This window comes from Paenirhizobium daejeonense, from assembly GCF_014280875.1.
GTDB lineage: Bacteria > Pseudomonadota > Alphaproteobacteria > Rhizobiales > Rhizobiaceae > Allorhizobium > Allorhizobium daejeonense.
The window spans coordinates 529,359-548,267 of sequence record NZ_JACLAL010000003.1 but is presented as its reverse complement, the minus strand read 5'-3'; the positions used below and the strand labels follow the sequence as shown (position 1 = coordinate 548,267).

The 18,909-nt window shown below is 60.2% G+C and carries 22 protein-coding genes; 1 reads left to right on the top strand and 21 read right to left on the bottom strand.

The features are described 5' to 3' along the window. The first annotated feature begins 25 nt into the window (after window positions 1-25). Complete coding sequence (locus H4I99_RS09435; RefSeq protein ID WP_425314371.1) at window positions 26-709, top strand: Crp/Fnr family transcriptional regulator; 684 nt, start codon at window positions 26-28, stop codon at window positions 707-709. A 38-nt stretch (window positions 710-747) separates the two neighbouring features. On the opposite strand, the gene ureG is transcribed toward H4I99_RS09435, so the two are convergent. The 21 genes from ureG to olsC form a co-directional block, all read right to left on the bottom strand. Next, window positions 748-1,359, bottom strand: a complete 612-nt coding sequence (gene ureG / locus H4I99_RS09430; RefSeq protein WP_099058635.1) for an urease accessory protein UreG — start codon at window positions 1,357-1,359, stop codon at window positions 748-750. 96 nt (window positions 1,360-1,455) lie between these two features. After that, the gene (locus H4I99_RS09425) at window positions 1,456-2,139 is read right to left on the bottom strand and encodes an urease accessory protein UreF (RefSeq protein WP_163900489.1); all 684 of its coding nucleotides are present in this window, start codon (window positions 2,137-2,139) and stop codon (window positions 1,456-1,458) included. Beyond that, the gene (gene ureE / locus H4I99_RS09420) at window positions 2,132-2,608 is read right to left on the bottom strand and encodes an urease accessory protein UreE (RefSeq protein WP_163900491.1); all 477 of its coding nucleotides are present in this window, start codon (window positions 2,606-2,608) and stop codon (window positions 2,132-2,134) included. The genes H4I99_RS09425 and ureE overlap by 8 nt, the downstream gene beginning before the upstream one ends. A 64-nt stretch (window positions 2,609-2,672) precedes the next feature. Next, complete coding sequence (locus tag H4I99_RS09415; RefSeq protein WP_163900493.1) at window positions 2,673-3,527, bottom strand: GGDEF domain-containing protein; 855 nt, start codon at window positions 3,525-3,527, stop codon at window positions 2,673-2,675. 423 nt (window positions 3,528-3,950) lie between these two features. Next, a complete protein-coding gene (locus H4I99_RS09410; RefSeq protein WP_163905793.1) occupies window positions 3,951-4,487 on the bottom strand; it encodes a peroxiredoxin in 537 nt (178 codons plus the stop codon). Between the two features lie 149 nt (window positions 4,488-4,636). Next, window positions 4,637-5,305 (bottom strand): TIGR02117 family protein, encoded by a 669-nt coding sequence (locus H4I99_RS09405; protein WP_163900495.1) that lies wholly within the window; start codon window positions 5,303-5,305, stop codon window positions 4,637-4,639. Window positions 5,306-5,312: 7 nt separating this feature from the next. Beyond that, on the bottom strand, window positions 5,313-7,025 hold the full coding sequence (ureC, locus tag H4I99_RS09400; RefSeq protein WP_163900497.1) for an urease subunit alpha: 1,713 nt from the start codon (window positions 7,023-7,025) through the stop codon (window positions 5,313-5,315). A gap of 3 nt (window positions 7,026-7,028) precedes the next feature. Continuing rightward, a complete protein-coding gene (locus H4I99_RS09395; RefSeq protein WP_244624987.1) occupies window positions 7,029-7,658 on the bottom strand; it encodes a Urease operon accessory protein in 630 nt (209 codons plus the stop codon). Between the two features lie 29 nt (window positions 7,659-7,687). Beyond that, window positions 7,688-8,104: a lysozyme inhibitor LprI family protein gene (locus H4I99_RS09390; RefSeq protein ID WP_163900501.1), complete on the bottom strand. Its 417-nt coding sequence runs from the start codon at window positions 8,102-8,104 to the stop codon at window positions 7,688-7,690. A gap of 31 nt (window positions 8,105-8,135) precedes the next feature. After that, on the bottom strand, window positions 8,136-8,441 hold the full coding sequence (locus H4I99_RS09385) for an urease subunit beta (protein WP_099058642.1): 306 nt from the start codon (window positions 8,439-8,441) through the stop codon (window positions 8,136-8,138). A gap of 19 nt (window positions 8,442-8,460) precedes the next feature. After that, window positions 8,461-8,715, bottom strand: a complete 255-nt coding sequence (locus tag H4I99_RS09380; RefSeq protein WP_163900503.1) for a DUF1272 domain-containing protein — start codon at window positions 8,713-8,715, stop codon at window positions 8,461-8,463. Window positions 8,716-8,722: 7 nt separating this feature from the next. Beyond that, window positions 8,723-9,025, bottom strand: coding sequence for an urease subunit gamma (locus H4I99_RS09375; RefSeq protein WP_099058644.1), 303 nt, complete (start codon window positions 9,023-9,025; stop codon window positions 8,723-8,725). Window positions 9,026-9,051: 26 nt separating this feature from the next. After that, window positions 9,052-9,870: an urease accessory protein UreD gene (locus H4I99_RS09370; RefSeq protein ID WP_163900505.1), complete on the bottom strand. Its 819-nt coding sequence runs from the start codon at window positions 9,868-9,870 to the stop codon at window positions 9,052-9,054. Continuing rightward, the gene (locus H4I99_RS09365; RefSeq protein ID WP_163900506.1) at window positions 9,813-10,943 is read right to left on the bottom strand and encodes a CE1 family esterase; all 1,131 of its coding nucleotides are present in this window, start codon (window positions 10,941-10,943) and stop codon (window positions 9,813-9,815) included. Before H4I99_RS09365 ends, H4I99_RS09370 begins: the two co-directional genes overlap by 58 nt. 95 nt (window positions 10,944-11,038) lie before the next feature. Then, window positions 11,039-11,734: an urea ABC transporter ATP-binding subunit UrtE gene (gene urtE, locus H4I99_RS09360; RefSeq protein WP_163900508.1), complete on the bottom strand. Its 696-nt coding sequence runs from the start codon at window positions 11,732-11,734 to the stop codon at window positions 11,039-11,041. A gap of 104 nt (window positions 11,735-11,838) precedes the next feature. Continuing rightward, window positions 11,839-12,591, bottom strand: a complete 753-nt coding sequence (urtD, locus tag H4I99_RS09355; protein WP_163900510.1) for an urea ABC transporter ATP-binding protein UrtD — start codon at window positions 12,589-12,591, stop codon at window positions 11,839-11,841. Window positions 12,592-12,596: 5 nt separating this feature from the next. Beyond that, a complete protein-coding gene (gene urtC / locus H4I99_RS09350) occupies window positions 12,597-13,757 on the bottom strand; it encodes an urea ABC transporter permease subunit UrtC (RefSeq protein ID WP_163900512.1) in 1,161 nt (386 codons plus the stop codon). Then, a complete protein-coding gene (gene urtB / locus H4I99_RS09345) occupies window positions 13,754-15,370 on the bottom strand; it encodes an urea ABC transporter permease subunit UrtB (protein WP_163905795.1) in 1,617 nt (538 codons plus the stop codon). Before urtB ends, urtC begins: the two co-directional genes overlap by 4 nt. Before the next feature lie 259 nt (window positions 15,371-15,629). Continuing rightward, window positions 15,630-16,919: an urea ABC transporter substrate-binding protein gene (gene urtA / locus H4I99_RS09340; RefSeq protein ID WP_163900514.1), complete on the bottom strand. Its 1,290-nt coding sequence runs from the start codon at window positions 16,917-16,919 to the stop codon at window positions 15,630-15,632. A 220-nt stretch (window positions 16,920-17,139) separates the two neighbouring features. Beyond that, window positions 17,140-17,772 (bottom strand): TerC family protein, encoded by a 633-nt coding sequence (locus tag H4I99_RS09335; RefSeq protein ID WP_163905797.1) that lies wholly within the window; start codon window positions 17,770-17,772, stop codon window positions 17,140-17,142. Window positions 17,773-18,025: 253 nt separating this feature from the next. Beyond that, window positions 18,026-18,868, bottom strand: coding sequence for an ornithine lipid ester-linked acyl 2-hydroxylase OlsC (gene olsC, locus H4I99_RS09330; RefSeq protein WP_163900516.1), 843 nt, complete (start codon window positions 18,866-18,868; stop codon window positions 18,026-18,028). Window positions 18,869-18,909: the final 41 nt, after the last annotated feature.

Here is an 18,909-nt window from a genome sequence, read left to right as displayed (position 1 = left end):
GACCGCAATCTGGAGCCGTGAAACCGTGAACAAGATTTTGAAGTTGAACACACGCGACAAAAACACCCTGCTGAAGACGCCGTTCATGGCATCTCTCGGTGCGAGCGCGCTGGCGCGCATGCTCGAAATCTGCACCGTGACCAATTACGAAGCGCGCGACATCCTGTTTCGGGAAGCGGAAAACGCGGAATACTTCTACTGCGTTCTTACCGGCTATGTGCGCCTCTACCGGCTGAACAAGGACGGGCGCGAAGCCGATATCCGCATCTGCGGCCCAGGCGAAACCTTTGCCGAATGCCTACTCGCGCTCGGCGACAACTACCTCTACAACGCCCAGGCGGCCGAGAACATCACCGTTGCCCGGTTTGAACTGCAGAAGGTTCGGGCGCTGGCGGAACAGGAGCGGGATATCGCGCAGGCGATCATCCGCAATCTTTCCGCTCACCTGCGCACCACAATGGAGTGCATCGCCAACGACCGCTTGCAGACCGCTCCGCAACGGGTCGCCCACTATCTGCTGGACAACTGCCCGCAGGACAGCGCATCCGCTTCGATCCGCCTACCCTTCCAGAAAAGCCTTCTGGCAGGCAAGCTGGGCCTCGCTCCGGAGGCCCTGTCGCGCGCCTTCTCATCGCTCCGCCGCGCTGGCGTCACCGTGCGGGGACGCATCATTCAGATCAACGACGTCAGCGCTCTCAAACAGATCTGACGTTCAAGAAAAGAAACGCAATTCACATTTCGGGGGGCTCAGAGTCCCCCGCTTTCTTTCAGGAACGCCACGATATCCTCGACGCCCGCCCCACGTTTCATGTCCGAAAACACATAGGGGCGGGACGAGCGCATGCGTTCCGCATCCCGATCCATCACCTCGATATCGACGCCGACATAAGGCGCCAGATCCTTTTTGTTGATCACCAGCAGGTCGGAACGGGTGATGCCCGGGCCGCCCTTGCGCGGGATTTCCTCGCCCTGGCAGACGGAAATGACGTAGATCGTCAAGTCGGCGAGATCCGGAGAGAAGGTTGCCGCCAGATTATCGCCGCCCGATTCGATGAACACCACGTCGAGATCGGGGATGCGGGCCGTCAGATCGGCGATGGCCTGCAGGTTGATAGAGGCGTCTTCGCGGATTGCGGTATGCGGACAGCCACCGGTTTCCACACCGATCACCCGGTCGGAGGAAAGCGCCTGCATCCGGATCAGCGCATCGGCATCCTCGCGGGTATAGATATCATTGGTGACGACCGCGACGGAGTACTGGTCGCGCATTGCTTTGCAGAGCTTTTCCGTCAGCGCTGTCTTGCCCGACCCAACCGGGCCGCCGATACCAACGCGCAGGGGACCATTCTGTGACTTCATCTTATCTATCCTGTTGGCAAGCGACGGCGAAACCGCCGGCAATCAATTCGTCTCTCTGGCAGGCTTCATCCGGCCGAAGGACTTGCACCGCCGCGATCACGACTGGAACAACCTAGAATACTGCACCTCGTGTCTGAGGCTCGCGATATCGGCAAGAACGGTGGCGCTACCGAGTTCATCAAGCCCAAGCCGCCCCGTACGCTCGGCCTGGGCCAGAACCGGCCGCTCCAGCCCGGCGAGAATGGCGACACCCTGTTTCTGCCCGATAACCCCAAGCCTCACCGAAACAGAGATCAGTTGGGCGCACTGCGCCTGCAGGAAGGCGGCAAGGGCATCGTCGAGCGGCACATGATGGGCAGCAGCCACAGCTCCCACGGCCACGCTGTAGGCCGTACCGCCGGAAAATACATCGAGCACCGGATGCGGCCATGCCGACGCGGCAGCAAGGAACGCGTCACCCTGCCTGAGGATCTCCGCATGGCGCTCCATCGATCCGGCAAGCGCCGCTGCAAGCTCGACTACATCTCGCAACCGCTTGGCATCATCGATCGAACGGTAGGCCTCTGCAAGCAGTATGGCGTCGTTACGCAGGCTGCCGTCTGACAACACGACGGAGAGCCAGGCCGACAGCTCCTCGGCCGATCCAATGCCGCCATCGTGAATGACCGCCTCAAGCCCGCCTGAGTAGACGAAACCGCCAACCGGAAAGGCAGGCGAAAGCCAGGCAAGCAGCCGCAACAAGGCCCCTCGCCCCTCAGCATGCGCAGCAATATCAGTCATGGTGATGACCTGAATGCGAGCCGTGCCCGTGTCCGCCGTGGGAGTGATAGGCTCCCCTCGCCGGTTGGAAACGCTCGGTGATGTCGTTAACGGTTGCGCCCAGTCCAATGAGCATATCGCGGATCACATGGTCGCGCAGAATGAGGATGCGTTCCTCCTCGATCTGCGCCGACAGATGACGATTGCCGAGATGCCAGGCAAGCTCGATCAGATGGCGGGGATCACGGGCCGTGATCTCGAACAGCTTTTCCTCGACCGCAACCACCTCGACTGCAGTGTCATCGTCCAGCATCAACAGGTCGCCATGGGCCAGAAGAACCGGCTCCTTGAGGTCGAGCATGACCATGTCGCCGTCTTCGAGGTGCAGGAGCTTGCGCCTCAGATGGCGCTCGTCATGAGCAAGGCTAACCTTGCCGGAAATCGTAACGTCGCCGGAGCCGGCGGGAAGAATGGAAATAACGCGTCGCATGGTCAGTCCAGATTGGCGATTTTTCAACCATGCACAAATGACAGGCAGGCGGCAAGAATGAACTTCAGCCGGAAGCCGGAAGCCCACCGTCGATTGCCAGCGAATCGTCAAGCTCGCTCTTCGGCCATGCAGGAAATGCCTCTACGCCTTCATCGTGCAGCACCTTGTTGCGCCCGTTCGCCTTGGCGAGATAAAGCGCGCGATCCGCCGCTGAATAAACCGCTTCTGCCCTTAAGCCCGGCCCGAATTCCGCAACGCCTCCTGAAACCGTTGTAGATATCATCTGCCCATCGCAGGACACCGCCCGCCATGCGATCAGGTTACGCGCCCGCTCCACCAGTGCTATGCGCTGGGCAATACCGCCGCCGTGGATGATGACACCAAATTCCTCACCGCCAAGACGAGCCACGACATGCGGTTCCTTGAACACCTCGCGCAAAACCTCCGCAACAGCCACGATCACGGCATCACCCGCGCTATGGCCGTAACGGTCGTTGATCGATTTGAAACGGTCGAGATCCAGAATCGCAAGCGATGCCTGACCGTTCGTCCGGACAAGCTCTTCGTTGAAGGCGCGACGGTTGAGAAGACCGGATAACATGTCCGTACGACTCAGGCGCTCGAACTCAGTACGCGAGACGGAAAGATCATGAATCACCTGACCGGTAACGATAGCAAGCGCCCCTGAAACCGCGCCGCCGAACAGCCAGGAAAACGCCACGGAAAGCTTGATCGCCTCCGGCACCGAAAGGGGCATGAAGCCGAGCTGATAACAGAGCGGAAGTGCGGCGATGCTGAGGAAAAATGCCAGAAGCACGGCCCGAAAGGTCATCTTAAGGGCAAAGCCATAGACGGCCTTTCGACCGTTGAACTGACCGAGATCAACCTGCAGCGAAACCCATTGTTTGAGAAATTCCATCGCGCCGCTCCCCATTCATGCAGCACTCTTCGAATAAGACAGGTTCTCTTCGCTTCGCCCTAATCCATTCGCTAAAATGCAATCGGTTCTAAAAATAGATTCGTATAAATCCCCATGAAGCGACTCTATAACCAAGGATTGTATTTCGTCCATATCGCACCCTGATTTTCCAACCCCTATTTCTTGAACTGAAGCAGGAAACAAGCCAGGAACCGGCCAAGCGCCTCCTAGCCGCGCGGGATAGATCAGTTGATCCGCGGTTGCATACGATCTGCGTCCGAGATCACACTGGAATGCTTTTTCAAGCGACCATTTTATTAACGATGCCTAAGGTTAGAGCTTTCGAAAGGCCGTCATCCGTTAACGAAAAAAGCCCGGCAAAAAGCCGGGCCTTCGCAAAATTCATGCGTTGAAGGAAAGAAGTCAGGCGGCTTTCTTTTCCTTCAGCTTTTCCATGATGTTCTGCGGCGAGGAAACGCCATACGGATCACTTTCGCAATTGTCCGAATAACCTTCTTCCTCGAACCACTGCTCGACAATGCCATCATTGATGATGGCGGCATAACGCCAGGAACGCATACCGAAACCGAGGTTATCCTTGTTGACCAGCATGCCCATCTTGCGGGTGAATTCGCCGGAACCGTCTGGGATGACCTTGACGTTCTGCAGGTTCTGGCCCTTTGCCCAGGCGTTCATGACGAAGGCGTCGTTGACCGACATGCAGTAGATTTCGTCGATACCTTCAGCCTTGAATTCTTCGTACATCTTTTCGAAGTCGGGAAGCTGGAAGGTCGAGCAGGTCGGCGTGAAGGCGCCCGGCAGCGAGAACAGGATAACGCGCTTGCCCTTGAAGTAATCGTCGGAGGTCATGTCCTGCCAACGGAAGGGGTTCGGGCCACCGACGGACTCGTCGCGAACGCGGGTACGGAAGGTGACGTTGGGCACTTTTCTGCCGATCAGCATGGTAATCTCCTTTGGATGGACGGCGGCACTTGGGGATGCCATTTCTGGAATAGTTCTAAACTACCCTGAATCTTGATGCGCTGCATCATAAAAACTTGAGCGCCAACATCAAGCGCATGGCTGCTATGCAAAAATACAACAACACATCAATTGAGCATGTCGAGCGACCAGCGGAGCGTCACAGGCAGCGGCGTCCACCATCCGGTTCTGACACCTGCGGTTCGCAAAGCAGCCGCAGTCCAGGTGTTGCAGCCGGCCAGAACGTTGAAGCTCCCGTTAGCCTCATAGAACATATCGGTCGCGCCATAAGCGGCTCCTTCTATAGGCTGCACTGCACCATCGGAAGAAACGAGCGTCGTCCGAACGAAGTCTATGAGGCGATCCATCCCCTCTTCATCCGTTGAAAACCGCTGAACACCGGGAGCGTCCAGATCGATCTGCGCTGCCACATCCACATGCAGGACGGAGCTGTCGAGCGTCAGCGCCTTCAGCACCGGCATCGGCTTCAGGTCGCCCCATGTCGGCGTTTCGATATAGAAGGAGCGCCCGCCCCAGCCGAACACGACATATCGCGCATCGGGATGATCCAGCGGAGAACCGGCGGCGATCAGATCGCCAAAGGCCCCAACGACATCGTCGTCGAACGGCAGGACGATATCGGTATGGATCGGGTTGGAGAGCCCCAATATTTCCCGGCTGCCCGTCGCGGCGATGGCGGGCTTGCCGGAAAGCGGCCGCGGAACCACCATGCCCGCGACCACAGCCAAGCCGATCAGGACAACGCCGCCCGCAATTTTTCGCAGGATGCGCGCCATGACCTGCTCAGAACAGGAAGTAGCGCTGCGTCATCGGCAGTTCGGTCGCCGGTTCGCAGGTCAGCAGCTCGCCGTCGGCGCGCACTTCGTAGGTTTCAGGATCGACTTCCACATGCGGCGTCAGGTCATTGTGGGTCATCGACTTCTTGGAAATGCCGCCGCGGGTATTCTTTACGCCGAGCAACTGCTTTGCAACGCCGAGTTTGTTGGCAAGACCGGCATCCAGTGAAGCCTGCGAGACGAAGGTGACGGAGGAATTGGTCCGCGCCTTGCCGTAAGCGCCGAACATGTAGCGGTAGTGAACCGGCTGCGGCGTTGGGATGGAAGCGTTCGGATCGCCCATCGGCGCCGCCGCAATCGAGCCGCCGAGCAGCACCATATCAGGCTTGACGCCGAAAAAGGCCGGGTTCCACAGCACGAGGTCGGCGCGTTTGCCGATTTCGACCGAGCCGATCTCGTGGGAAAGGCCGTGGGCGATCGCCGGGTTGATCGTATACTTGGCGATGTAGCGCTTGACGCGGAAGTTGTCGTTATCGCCGGTCTCCTGTGCCAACCGGCCGCGCTGACGCTTCATCTTGTCCGCCGTCTGCCAGGTGCGGATCGCCACTTCGCCGACGCGGCCCATGGCCTGACTGTCGGAGGAAATGATCGAGAAGGCGCCGATGTCGTGGAGGATATCTTCCGCCGCAATCGTCTCCTTGCGGATACGGCTTTCGGCAAAAGCGATGTCTTCCGGGATCGAGGACGACAGGTGATGGCAGACCATCAGCATGTCGAGGTGCTCGGCAATGGTGTTGACGGTATAGGGCCGGGTCGGGTTGGTAGACGACGGAATGACGTTGAGCTGGCCGCAGATCTTGATGATATCGGGCGCATGGCCGCCGCCCGCACCTTCCGTGTGGAAGGCATGGATGGTGCGGCCCTTGATCGCGCCGATGGAATCCTCGACGAAGCCGCTTTCGTTCAGCGTGTCGGTGTGGATCATCACCTGCACATCGTATTGGTCCGCGACCGAAAGGCAGCAGTCGATAGCAGCGGGCGTCGTGCCCCAGTCCTCATGCAGCTTCAGCGAGGAAGCGCCGGCCAGCACCATTTCCTCCAGCGCGCCGGGCAGCGAGGCATTACCCTTGCCGGCAAATGCAAGGTTCATCGGGAAGGCATCGGCAGCTTCGATCATCCGGGCGATATGCCACGGACCGGGCGTGCAGGTGGTTGCGAGCGTGCCGTGCGCCGGACCGGTGCCGCCGCCGAGCATGGTGGTGAGACCGCTCATCAGCGCCTCCTCGATCTGCTGCGGGCAGATGAAGTGAATATGGCTGTCCATACCGCCGGCGGTGACGATCTTGCCCTCACCCGCGATCGCTTCCGTGCCCGGGCCGACGATGATGTCGACATCGGGCTGGGTATCCGGATTGCCGGCCTTGCCGATCGCCACGATGCGGCCGTCCTTCAGGCCGATATCGGCCTTCACAATCCCCCAGTGATCGACGATCAGCGCATTGGTGATGACGGTATCGACCGCGCCACGGGCGCGCGTCACCTGGCTCTGGCCCATGCCGTCGCGGATGACCTTGCCGCCGCCGAACTTCACCTCGTTGCCGTAGCTCGTGAAATCCTTCTCCACCTCGATGAAGAGTTCGGTATCGGCAAGGCGCACCTTGTCGCCGGTGGTCGGTCCGAACATGGAGGCATAGGCCGCGCGGGACATCTTGTAAGGCATGGATCAGGCTCCTTGGGAGAGGGAGGAAGCGGTAGGTGAGGAAAGGCGCGTCAGCCTTCCGGAAACAATACGGGAATCAATAAGCCGCCGCTCGGCGGAAAAGGGATGGCCTTCCCAGCCTTCGTGGCTGAAACCTGCAAGGCAGATGGTATCCCCGGCAAAAGCCGGCTCGGAAAGCACGTGGGCGACAACAACCATTCCGCTACTCGGCACGACGTAATCGCCGGGCTCCTGCACGGAAAGCTCGGCATCGACGGCCTCGTGCACACGGCGCGAAATGATGCGGTGAACCTTGCCACGGCGTTCGGCCAGACGTTCGAAGCCTTCCGTGTAGTCGTCGCAGAAATCGTCGAGTTCGGGATGGCTGACTGCGAGATGCGGCCTGAGCGCCCGGAATTTTTCGGGGTCCCGCACAGACCAGATCTCGGCGCAATCCCGCACCGGCTCGCTGTCCAGCCATCCGTCGGAGGACAGCATGGCCTTTGCCGGCCGCCCCGTATTGCAAACCGCCAGCACGTCGGTCTTGTGGCCCGAGGCGGGAAAGCTCGGGGTCATGTTGAAACGAACGACCAGATCGGCAGCGTCGATCACCTCCGCTGCGCCCTCCGGTACCGATCCGTTCCCCACGATCATGATCCGTCTTCCCATTTCGCTCCTGGTTATTATTCGACGCCGTTGGCGAGGTCCTTGAGTTCCTCGGTCCGCTTGCGTGTCAGGTCAGTGAGGCACGAGGAAACGACGGTCGGATACATGCTTCCGCCCCAGACAGCGTAGCCCGCCGCATTGCACTGCCCGTCGCGATACTCGATCCAGGCCCGCTGCCCCTTCAAGAGCGACGCAACCGCACCTTTTGCCTGCTCGTCCAGATCTGCATCCCACTCGGCCACGACCTTGCGGGTCTTGACCCATTGCAGGTTCAGTTCCTTGTCGGCCGCCTTGTAGTCCCGGTCGGCGCAGACATTCATCGCAAACTGGGTCGTGGCGTTGGCACAATCGACTTCCGGCTCGTCTTCGCTCTGGGCAGGACCGTCGATCAAAAGCACGCAACCGCAGAGCATCGCCATCAGTGCCGATTTCATCGCTCGCTCCTCCGGGCGGGATAAGCCGGCTTCACAGCTTACCCATGACCTGCTGGCGGAAGCCATAGACCTCACGCTTACCGGAAAGCGGGATCAGCGTAACCCGCCGCATCTGGCCGGGCTCGAAACGGACGGCCGTGCCTGCGGGAATATCGAGACGCATGCCGCGAGCCTGTTCGCGATCGAAGGAGAGACCGGCATTGGTCTCATAGAAATGGTAGTGGCTGCCCACCTGCACCGGACGATCCCCGGTGTTCGCAACTTCGATCGTCACGGTCGGAAGGCCGGCATTGAGTTCGATTTCGCCGCTCGCGGCAATGATTTCACCCGGGATCATCGCTTGTTCCCTCTCCTGCTCAGGCGGCCGCGGAGGACTTGCAGCCCTCGGCCTTGAAAACACGTTTTGTCGAGGCCGGATTGGCCGCAAGCTTCTCGGCCGGACGCACCGGCCAGCGCACCAGTTCCCCACCGCAATTGGGGCAGAAGCCACCCAATACATCAGAGGCACAATCGCTGCAGAAGGTGCATTCGAAACTGCAGATCAGCGCATCCCGGCTTTCCGGAGGAAGATCGCGGTCGCAGCATTCACAACTGGGTCTAAGCTCAAGCATGGCGGCCTCAACGGATAGGTTCGTGCACGGTAACGAGCTTCGTTCCATCGGGGAACGTCGCTTCGACCTGCACGTCGTGGATCATCTCGGCAATGCCCTCCATCACCTGGGCACGGGTGATGACATGGGCGCCGGCTTCCATCAGTTCGGCAACGGGTCGACCGTCTCGCGCTCCTTCGACGACGAAATCGGTAATCAGCGCAATGGCTTCGGGATAGTTGAGCTTGACGCCGCGCTCCAGCCTGCGGCGGGCCACGATAGCCGCCATGGCGATGAGCAATTTGTCTTTTTCTCTCGGCGTGAGATTCATGGCTGTTCCACTCTTGTTGCGCTGCGTCAGAGATTCCAGACTTTCGGCACAGACGCGCCGCCGCGCAAGACCGAAATCACCGGGATCAGGATTTTTCTCAAGGTGAACCCGTCTTCGGCCGCAAGCCGCACGACGAGTTTTCCGTTCCAATGGCTGGCGCCGCCCGCGGCATTGCCCAGAAGATCGCGAACCGGGGAAAGATAGGCCTCCGCATGAGGCCCTGTGTAGAGCAATGTCGAGAAAGCCACATCTCCGGAGAGCACGGGCGCGGCGGCCGTCACGCGCCGCATGTCCCCTTCCATGAGCAGGTCTTCCGCATGGATGAGCCGGCCGCCACGGCGAATGCGCCAGCGATCCCGCACCATGCCGCTTTCCATGGCCTCGCCCATGGCCTTACGTCCGAGAAGAATGGCTTCTACGGCCAGGAATTCGGCGCTTTCATCGAGATCGACCTCCAGCCGACGCGTGAGCGACGCGCGGTCGAACAGGATGGATTCCTGCGGCAGCCAGTGGAAGCGAGCGCCCTGCGCCACATCGATGCGGGTAACGACCTCGGCCGTGCCGACGGATGCCTTGTAGATCTTTTCGCAGGCCTGCGTGGTGGCGGTGACGAAGGTGCCGGCACCGGCGGAAAACGACCAGTCCAGCCGGTCGCCACCGGTCAGGCCGCCGGCGGTATTGATGATGACCGCCTCCATCTCGGAGGAAAAGGTATGCGGGAGGCGGATCTTCGCCGCCCCCTCCTGATAAAGCTCGGCAATGCGCGTACGACCGTCGAGCGCCTTGCTTACAAGCCGTCCGTCACCACGGGCTCGCTGTTGTCTGACTTGACCTGCTGGCTGCACGTTTTCCCCTGTATGCCCGCCTCTTTTCCGACGGTTGTCCTCTCGGCCGGGCACGCCGTTTTTTGAGGCGTCCCCGCGAGGAGTTCGCCACCCGAATTACGGAAGAAGTCCCACATTCTTCCCGTCGCATCAACCTCCCGGATCTTTTCTCCCTGTGCACCGGCCAGCCGGAAGCGAACCCGGTCGCCCGGCCAGGAGTGATCGGCATCCTTGATCACGTAGGAAATCACGCTCGTTCCGGCCTTGCAGCCGTAATAGGCGGAAAACGTCGCCGACTCTCCCTTCTCCCCACGCGGATGCGGATCGCATCCGTTGAGTTCGGCCCAGCGTTTCAAAGCCACTTCCCCGCCATATTGCCAGTAGGCCTTGCCGCCGCCGCCAAAGGGATTGACGTCGTCCTTGAGGCCGGAAAAGGCGATGATGGAGACAGGTTTCGCCGGATGGCAGCTTGCCTTGCGCGGACGCCATACGCCATCTTCCTGTTCGGGATAACCGGCGCGAAGCCCCATGACGAAGCCGGCAGCGGCGAAATCGCCGTAGCCGTCGCAGACATATTGCGACAGCATGCGGCCACCGCCCGAATAGCCGGAAGCATAGATGCGGGAAGCATCCACGCAGAAGGTCTCGGTCGCGTAATGGACCGCTGTGCGGATGAAGGCACCTTCATCCAGCCCCGCGGCCTTGGTGACGCCGGGAACATTCCAGGCATTCGTACCCTTGAACTCACCGGGCAGACTGCCCTGAAGCGCCATGACGATGAAGCCCTCGCGCTCGGCTACCTTGTCCCACTGGCTGCGATTCATCTGACCATCGGGATTGCTGTTGCTGCCGTGAAAATCGAAAACCACGGGAACCTTGCGTTTCCCGCTATAGTTCGACGGAATGAAATAGACGGCAGAACGCGTCTGGCCGTTGATATCGAGCGACAGATCGTGGCGACCTGCCGGGAAGGAAGCGCCGCAACCGGCGGCAAGGGCACTGCCAACGCCGGCAGCAAGAAAGAGAAGCCCCGAAACGACCAACCGGACAATGCCAGTCGACCGCACGCGGTTGAAAACCGTGCTGGATGTCATGGATACGCCTTCTGTTCGCAGATGCGGGAAAATACCACGTCATGCCACAGCATCAAGCAGTAAAACCTAATAAATCGTCAATCCAGCATGCACTATCAGACCGTCAGGTGTCGCCGGGCTTCCGGCGTATCCAGTGTTTCGGCCGGCCCCGTATGCACGATCTCGCCGCGATCCATGATGTAGACGTGATCGGCGAGCTCCCGGCAGAAATCCAGATATTGCTCGACCAGCAGGATCGCCATCCCGGTGGAATCCCTGAGGTAGCGGATTGCCCGGCCGATATCCTTGATGATCGACGGCTGGATGCCTTCCGTCGGTTCGTCGAGCACGAGGATCTTCGGCCGCGTCACCATGGCGCGACCGATTGCGAGCTGCTGCTGCTGCCCGCCCGAAAGATCGCCGCCGCGCCGGCCCAGCATTGTCTGCAGGATCGGAAAGAGGCTGAAGATCTCGTTCGGAATATAACGGTCCTTGCGCGTGAGTGGAGCATAGCCAGTCTCGAGGTTTTCCTTCACCGTCAGCAGCGGAAAGATCTCGCGCCCCTGCGGTACATAACCGACACCGGCCCGCGCCCGGTTGAATGGGGCAAGACCGTTGAGCGCCTCACCTTCGAAGGAAATCGTTCCGGCCGAGATGGGATGCTGGCCCGTAACGGCACGCAGCAACGAACTCTTGCCCACCCCGTTGCGCCCCAGCACGCAGGTGATCTTGCCCATCTCGGCCTTGATCGATACGCCACGCAGCGCCTGCGCGGCTCCGTAATGAAGGTTGATGTTGTCGACTGTCAGCATCGTCGTTCCTCTGAATTCTTGACCTGCAAAGACGCCGCCGTCCCTGGCACCCCGCCCCTCTCCCGGGGTGGGGAGAAAGGCGGGGTCTCCGGAGCGTGAACAGGTTAGCGCCCCAGATAGTTCTCTATGACCTTCGGGTCGTTCGAGACGAAATCGATCGATCCCTCGGCAAGGACCGAGCCTTCCGCGAGGCAGGTGACCTTCACTCCGAGATCGCGAATGAAACCCATGTCGTGCTCGACCACCACGACCGAACGCGTCTTGGCGATCTGCTTGAGAAGAAGCGCGGTTTCAGCAGTCTCGGCGTCCGTCATGCCGGCGACCGGCTCGTCGACCAGAAGAAGTTTGGGCTCCTGCGCCAGCAGCATGCCGATCTCCAGCCATTGCTTCTGGCCGTGGGAAAGGTTTGCGGCGAGATCGTCCTTGCGCGCCGTCAGCCGGACGATCTCCAGGATCTCTTCGATACGCGCCTTGTCATCCGCCGTCAGCCGGTAGAACAGCGTGGCGAACACGCCGCGGTCGCGGTTAAGCGCCAGCTCCAGATTGTCCCAGACGGTATGGCTTTCGAACACGGTCGGCTTCTGGAACTTGCGCCCGATGCCGAGCTGGGCAATGTCAGCCTCGTCCTTCTTGGTCAGGTCGATCTCGCCGTTGAAGAAGACCTCGCCCTCGTCGGGCCGCGTCTTGCCAGTGATGATATCCATCATCGTGGTCTTGCCGGCGCCGTTCGGGCCGATGATCGCTCTCAGTTCACCCGGCTCGATAACCAGCGAAAGCGAGTTCAGCGCCTTGAACCCGTCGAAGGAAACGGACACGCCATTGAGATAAAGAAGGCTCGTCGGTTTTTTCTCCTCCATCGTCCTTACTCCGCTGCCTGGCCGACGGTGGCCGCAACGCCACCCTCTTCCGCCCTGGTTACCGTCTTGATGTCGCGCCGCGCCATGGTCTTCTGCTGGATCGTCCCGACAATGCCCTTGGGCAGGAACAGCGTTACGCCGATAAAGAGACCGCCGAGCGCGAAGAGCCAGAGCTCGGGGAACGCGCCGGTGAAATAGCTCTTGCCGGCATTGACCATGAGCGCACCGATGATCGGCCCGATCAGCGTTCCGCGGCCGCCGACCGCGGTCCACACCACCACCTCGATGGAGTTGGCGGGCGCGAATTCGCCGGGGTTGATGATGCCGACCTGCGGCACGAACAGCGCGCCGGCGATGCCCGCCATCATCGCCGAGACGACGAAGGTGAAGAGCTTGATGTTCTCGACCCGGTAGCCGAGGAAGCGCGTGCGGCTTTCCGCGTCCCGCACGCCTACAAGCACTTTGCCAAACTTGGAGCGCACGATGCCGGAGGAAATCAGCAGGCAGAGCGCCAGCATCAGGGCGGAACTTGCAAACAGCACGGCGCGGGTGCCATCGGCCTGTACGTTGAAACCGACGATTTCCTTGAAGTCGGTGAGGCCGTTATTGCCGCCGAAACCCATGTCGTTGCGGAAGAAGGCCAGCAACAGGGCGTAGGTCATCGCCTGGGTGATGATCGACAGATAGACGCCGTTGACGCGGGAGCGGAAGGCGAACCAGCCGAAGACGAAGGCGAGCAGGCCCGGCACGAAAAGCACCATCACCATGGCGAAGGGGAACATGTCGAAGCCGTGCCAGAACCACGGCAGCTCTTTCCAGTTCAGGAACACCATGAAGTCAGGCAGGATCGGATTGCCGTAAACACCGCGCGAACCGATCTGGCGCATCAGATACATGCCCATGGCATAACCGCCGAGCGCGAAGAACGCGCCGTGGCCGAGCGAGAGAATGCCGCAATAGCCCCAGACCAGATCGAGTGCCAGCGCCAGCAGCGCATAGCAGAGATACTTGCCCATCAGCGAGACGGCATAGGTCGGGATGTGCAGGAAGCTGTCCGGCGGAACCAGAAGGTTGAGCGCCGGGACAAGCATCGCGACGGCCATCAGGATCGAGATAGCGATGACGATCCTGCGTTCGAGGGCGCGGAAGATAAAACCGGTCATCATGCTTCGATAGCCCTCCCCTTGAGCGCGAAGAGGCCGCGCGGTCTTTTCTGGATGAACAGGATGATCAGGACGAGAACGAGGATCTTGCCGAGCACGGCACCGACCGACGGTTCAAGCAGCTTGTTCAGGATGCCGAGCGACAGGGCGCCGACCAGCGTGCCCCAGAGATTGCCAACGCCGCCAAACACCACGACCATGAAGCTGTCGATGATGTAGGACTGGCCGAGGTTCGGGGAAACGTTGTCGATCTGGCTGAGCGCGACGCCGGCAATGCCAGCGATGCCGGACCCGAGCGCAAAGGTGAAGGCATCGACCCAGGGGGTGCGGATACCCATCGAGGACGCCATGCGACGGTTCTGGGTAACCGCCCGCATCTGCAGGCCGAAGGCAGACCGCTTCATCAGCACCAGCAGACCGAGGAAGATCGTCAGCGAGAAGACGGTGATCCACAGCCGGTTCCAGGTGACGGTAAGGTCGCCGAGCGCGAAGGAACCGGACATCCACGACGGGCTGCCGACTTCCTGGTTGGTCGGTCCGAAGATCGAGCGGATCGCCTGTTGCAGGATCAGCGAAATGCCCCAGGTGGCAAGCATGGTTTCAAGCGGCCGGCCGTAAAGAAAGCGGATGACGCCGCGCTCGATCACGAGGCCGACGGCCCCCGTCACGATGAAGGCGACCGGTAGCGCGATGGCGAGCGACCAGTCGAACAGGCCAGGGTAATTGTTGCGGATCACCTCCTGCACCACGAAGGTGGAGTAAGCGCCGAGCATGACCATCTCGCCATGCGCCATGTTGATGATGCCCATGACGCCGAAAGTGATGGCGAGGCCGATTGCGGCGAGCAGCAGGACGGAACCGAGCGAAACGCCGTAAATGACATTCTGCACGCCGTCCCATAACGCCAGCTTGTCCTCGATGGTACGGATCGCGGTATCGATGTCAGCCTTCAACGCGTCGTCGGCATTGGCCGAGGCAGCCATCAGGATGCCGATCGCATCGCGTCCGCCGATCCCTTCGATCACGGCGATTGCCGCCTGCTTGTCTGCAAGCGGACGGTCGGACCCCATGATCGAGACGGCGCGCGCCTGTTCGAGTAGCGAACGCACCTCGCCGTCCTTTTCCTCGGCAAGCGCGCTCTCCAGAAGCTCGAGATTGTCGGCGCTGGGGGATTTGAGAACGGAAGCCGCCGCCTGCAGCCTGACGGCGCGGTCGGGGCTCATCAGCGTCAGCCCGCCCTGCGCGGAACGGATCGCGCGGCGGAGATTGTTGTTGACCTTGATCTTGGTGAGAGCGCCCTTGCTCTCCTCGCCGACGACTTCGCCGGACATCGGATCGATGAGAGAGAGCTTGGATCCTGCGGCTTTCGTGATGAACACGTTGCCGTCCGACTTTCTCGCGTAGAGATCCCCTTCACCCAGCGCCTCGAGCGCCGGCACAACCTTGGGATCACCGGTCTTTCCGAGATCGCCGATGATCTTCTCGGCCTCGGGAAACGAGGCATTGCCGAGCGCGTTGATGAGCGTCGCAGCATCATCCGCAGCATGGGCAGGCAGGGTGCCGAAGGCCAGAACCAGCCAGAGAAACAGTAGTTTGAGTAAATTGGATAATGTCATCATGTCGCCCCTCATCCGCCGCCCGGCCGTCCTGCGATCGCGCCCGCAATTCCGGCATCTCGTGACCGTTTCACACATCCAGCGGGAGGTGAGGTGGTTTGAACACCCCTTCTAACCTGCTGGTCAGCTCCCCACGGAAAGGGAGAAGAACCGCGGCGCCGCCTCCTGCCGGTTCAAGCATGGACGGGTATCGAAAAAGCCCCTCCCCTGACGGGGAGGGGTTGGGGAGAGATACGCCTCCCCTAGTGCTTCACGCGGATCAGCTGCCCTTGCCGCCGCACTTGCCGGTGGCAACGTTGAAGTTGCCGCACGACATCGGCTTGCGCCAATCGGAGATCAGGTCCTTCGAGTCGGGCAGATAGTCGGACCATTCGTCGCCAACCACCTGCGGGGTTTGCTGAACGATGTCGAACTGGCCGTCGGCCTGGATTTCGCCGATCAGCACCGGCTTGGTGATGTGATGGTTCGGCATGACGGTGGAATAGCCGCCCGAGAGGTTCGGAACAGAAACGCCGATGATCGAGTCGAGCACGGCATCGGTATCGGTCGTGCCGGCGGCCTCGACGGCCTTGACCCATGCGTTAAAGCCGATATAGGCGGCTTCCATCGGGTCGTTGGTCACGCGCTTGTCGTTCTTGGTGAAGGCGTGCCATTCCTTGATGAACTCGGCATTGACCTCGGAATCGACCGACTGGAAGTAGTTCCAGGCCGCAAGGTGGCCGACCAGCGGAGCGGTGTCGAGACCGGCGAGCTCTTCTTCACCGACCGAGAAGGCGACGACCGGAATGTCTTCTGCCTTGATGCCCTGGTTGGCGAGTTCCTTGTAGAAGGGAACGTTGGCGTCGCCATTGATGGTGGAAACGACGGCGGTCTTCTTGCCGGCCGAGCCGAACTTCTTGATGTCGGACACGATCGTCTGCCAGTCGGAATGACCGAACGGCGTGTAGTTGATCATGATATCCTCTTCCTTGACGCCCTTCGACATCAGGTAGGCCTTCAGGATCTTGTTGGTGGTCTGCGGATAGACATAGTCCGTGCCGGCCAGAACCCAGCGCTCGACGCCTTCGGTGTTGGCGAGATAATCAACGGCCGGGATAGCCTGCTGGTTCGGAGCGGCACCGGTGTAGAAGATATTGCGGGAGGATTCTTCACCTTCGTACTGGACGGGATAGAAAAGGATCGAGTTCAGCTCTTCGAAGACCGGAAGAACGGACTTGCGGGAAGAAGATGTCCAGCAACCGAAGACGGCTGCGACCTTGTCCTGGGAGATCAGCTGGCGGGCCTTTTCAGCGAAAAGCGGCCAGTCGGAGGCCGGGTCGACGACCACGGCTTCGAGCTTCTTGCCGAGAACGCCACCCTTCTTGTTCTGCTCTTCAACAAGCATCAACATGGCGTCCTTCAGCGTGGTCTCGGAAATCGCCATCGTGCCGGACAGCGAATGCAGAACGCCGATCTTGATCGTGTCGTCGGCAGCAAGCGCGCCATGGAAAGCCGTCGTGGACAGCATGGCGCCGAGCAGCGCGCCGGTGAATTTCGCCTTGAGTTTCATGGATTGAGCCCCTCTCCTTGTTCTGCAACGAAAGGTTAAAAAGCTTTAACCGTTGCTGAGAGGCACTATCCGACGCTGCAGCGCAAAACCGTATACGTCGTTTGACGTACCAAAGGGGGAAGTTAACGGGTGCCGTTGCGCTAGGCTCCGAAACGACAACGCCGGCCTCCCGTTGAGGAAAGCCGGCGCGGTCAGAATATCTGCGAAGATGGGTTGTTTTTCAGGCAAGCCAGTTCGTAACGATCGGCCAGACCTCGATCGCACCATGGTAGATCATATTCACCGTCACATAGGCGATAACGCCGAGGCCGACATAGGCAATCCAACGGTGACGGTGCAGCAGGCGCGCAACGAGGCTCGCGGCAAGCCCCATCAGACCGATCGACAGGATGAGGCCGATGATGAGGACGCTGGTGTGCTCGGCGGCAGCGCCGGCAACGGCCAGAACGTTGTCGAGCGACATGGAAACGTCGGCGACGACGATCTGCATCGCGGCTTGCATGAAGGTCTTCTGCTTGACGTTATATTCGGTATCGTCGGTCTCACCCTGCTTGTGAGGCTCATGGGCCGCTTCGCGCAGTTCGCTCCACATCTTCCAGCAGACCCAGGCGAGCAGCAGGCCGCCAATCAATTGCAGGCCGACGACGCCAAGGAGATAGGCGGTGATCGTCGCAAACGTGATGCGCAGAATGGTTGCAGCGCCGATGCCGACGAGAATGGCCTTCTGGCGTTGGTGATCGGGAAGACCGGCAGCAGCGAGACCGATGACGATGGCATTGTCGCCGGCAAGAACAAGATCGACAGCAATGACCTGAAGAAGTGCCGCAAAGCCTGCGGCAGTGAAGATTTCCATCATGATTTTGGAACCGTGGATTTCAGAGAGTGTTTGTGCGTCCCGCTATAGACCCCAAGCGCGGCATGACAAGGCGAATGACCGGAAAATATGGGATTTGCCGCACTATTTTTTGCGTTTTCCAAAAACACGGCCCTCACTCGAGCGTCATCGAATCGACAGGATACCGCCGTGGGCGCGTGCGTCATGAAGCAGGCAGCAAGAAGGGGGCTTGAATGCCCCCCTCGCAGATGAAAGCCTCGCTCCGCACCCCTCAGTTCGGGCGGTTCCGCAGCGCCTCGGCTTCGGCGTAGAACTTCTTTTCCCATTCCTTGTGGTTGTCGAGGCCTTCGCGGATGAAGGGCGTAAAGATCGCCATGTTCATCAGCAGCCAGTTGACCAGTCGTGCCGGGAATTTGAGCGGCTTGACGAAATCGACAAACAGAACGACGCGCGTCTTGTCGGTGTGGTTCCACGCCTCATGCTCATAGGCATCGTCGAAAATCAGGACCTTGCCCTCTTCCCAGTGGCAAATCTGATCCTTGACGCGAATGGCAAGGTTGTCGCCGGTGTTTTCCGGAACGATCATGCCGAGATGAAGGCGCAGCACGCCGTTATAGGGACCGCGATGCGGCGGCAGGTGCTTGCCCGGCTCGAAGATCGAGAACATCACCGTCGTCAGGCCTGGGATCTTCTGCATCGCCTTCCACGTTTCCGGGCAGGCCTTGATGTTCTGTTCCGACTTCACACCGAAGCCGAGCAGAAAGAAAGTCTTCCAGCCATTGTCGGTCGAGATCGTTTTTACGTCGGTGGAAATGTCCTGAAATGTCGGCAGCTCGTTCTTGCGCAGGAGAATGCGGTCTAGTTCGGCGCGGATCGCCGGCGCGGCCTTTTCGATTTCCTTCGCCCAGGGGAAGGTCGCATTGTCATAGACAGGGGGATTGCCGAGCTTCGCGTATTTTAGGTTCAGGCCTTCCGCCCATGCGACGATGCCCATGAAGGCACGCGTGATGGCGCTCGGCCGATCCATTGGCGCGATGCCATCGGTTGCAAAGGTCTGCTTCGGCTCGGGAGTATTGGAATCGGCGGAAAAGGGTGCAGCCACATCAGGCTCCATGGCGTTCAGGATTGAAACTGGAAAACATGCTTATCGGTTTA

Coding starts and splice junctions, on each gene's coding strand:
- ureG (WP_099058635.1), bottom strand. CDS start 1,359: ATGAAGTCACAGAATGGTCCCCTGCGCGTTGGTATCGGCGGCCCGGTT.
- H4I99_RS09425 (WP_163900489.1), bottom strand. CDS start 2,139: ATGACTGATATTGCTGCGCATGCTGAGGGGCGAGGGGCCTTGTTGCGG.
- ureE (WP_163900491.1), bottom strand. CDS start 2,608: ATGCGACGCGTTATTTCCATTCTTCCCGCCGGCTCCGGCGACGTTACG.
- H4I99_RS09415 (WP_163900493.1), bottom strand. CDS start 3,527: ATGGAATTTCTCAAACAATGGGTTTCGCTGCAGGTTGATCTCGGTCAG.
- H4I99_RS09405 (WP_163900495.1), bottom strand. CDS start 5,305: ATGGCGCGCATCCTGCGAAAAATTGCGGGCGGCGTTGTCCTGATCGGC.
- ureC (WP_163900497.1), bottom strand. CDS start 7,025: ATGCCTTACAAGATGTCCCGCGCGGCCTATGCCTCCATGTTCGGACCG.
- H4I99_RS09395 (WP_244624987.1), bottom strand. CDS start 7,658: ATGATCGTGGGGAACGGATCGGTACCGGAGGGCGCAGCGGAGGTGATC.
- H4I99_RS09390 (WP_163900501.1), bottom strand. CDS start 8,104: ATGAAATCGGCACTGATGGCGATGCTCTGCGGTTGCGTGCTTTTGATC.
- H4I99_RS09385 (WP_099058642.1), bottom strand. CDS start 8,441: ATGATCCCGGGTGAAATCATTGCCGCGAGCGGCGAAATCGAACTCAAT.
- H4I99_RS09380 (WP_163900503.1), bottom strand. CDS start 8,715: ATGCTTGAGCTTAGACCCAGTTGTGAATGCTGCGACCGCGATCTTCCT.
- H4I99_RS09375 (WP_099058644.1), bottom strand. CDS start 9,025: ATGAATCTCACGCCGAGAGAAAAAGACAAATTGCTCATCGCCATGGCG.
- H4I99_RS09365 (WP_163900506.1), bottom strand. CDS start 10,943: ATGACATCCAGCACGGTTTTCAACCGCGTGCGGTCGACTGGCATTGTC.
- urtE (WP_163900508.1), bottom strand. CDS start 11,734: ATGCTGACAGTCGACAACATCAACCTTCATTACGGAGCCGCGCAGGCG.
- urtD (WP_163900510.1), bottom strand. CDS start 12,591: ATGGAGGAGAAAAAACCGACGAGCCTTCTTTATCTCAATGGCGTGTCC.
- urtC (WP_163900512.1), bottom strand. CDS start 13,757: ATGATGACCGGTTTTATCTTCCGCGCCCTCGAACGCAGGATCGTCATC.
- urtB (WP_163905795.1), bottom strand. CDS start 15,370: ATGACATTATCCAATTTACTCAAACTACTGTTTCTCTGGCTGGTTCTG.
- urtA (WP_163900514.1), bottom strand. CDS start 16,919: ATGAAACTCAAGGCGAAATTCACCGGCGCGCTGCTCGGCGCCATGCTG.
- H4I99_RS09335 (WP_163905797.1), bottom strand. CDS start 17,772: ATGGAAATCTTCACTGCCGCAGGCTTTGCGGCACTTCTTCAGGTCATT.
- olsC (WP_163900516.1), bottom strand. CDS start 18,868: ATGGAGCCTGATGTGGCTGCACCCTTTTCCGCCGATTCCAATACTCCC.